The sequence below is a fragment of the Acinetobacter sp. NigerLNRRAM0016 genome, assembly GCF_054112845.1.
On record NZ_JBSYVT010000140.1, the window covers coordinates 1 to 304 of the forward strand.

The following is a 304-nucleotide window of genomic DNA, read 5'->3' on the forward strand; positions in this document are numbered from 1 at the left end:
AGCTCGAATAGATGGTGATTTAGCCACAGTTCAAAAAATTGATACCTATGTTGCTGAGAATGATGCTGCAGTTGCACAAGTAAGAAGTTCGCTAGAAATAGCAGTACAGGCGACTGAAGCAAATGCGGAACAAATTGATTTGATCGAGCTTGAATTGCAAGGCAAAGCAAGTACAGGCGCTTTGGAGCAAGTCCAATCTAATTTGAATCAAGTAGATGATGAAGTCTCTGCAAATACTGTAAAAATTGAAGGTGTCTTTGCGCAAATTAATCCATCTTTGATTGGGTCAACAAATGATCTAATT

At 38.5% G+C, this 304-nt stretch carries 1 protein-coding gene; it reads left to right on the forward strand.

Going from position 1 to position 304, the window contains the following annotated elements:
• A partial coding sequence (locus ACWQ4X_RS19890) for a hypothetical protein (RefSeq protein WP_457904691.1) occupies positions 1 to 304 on the forward strand: 304 nt, incomplete at both ends.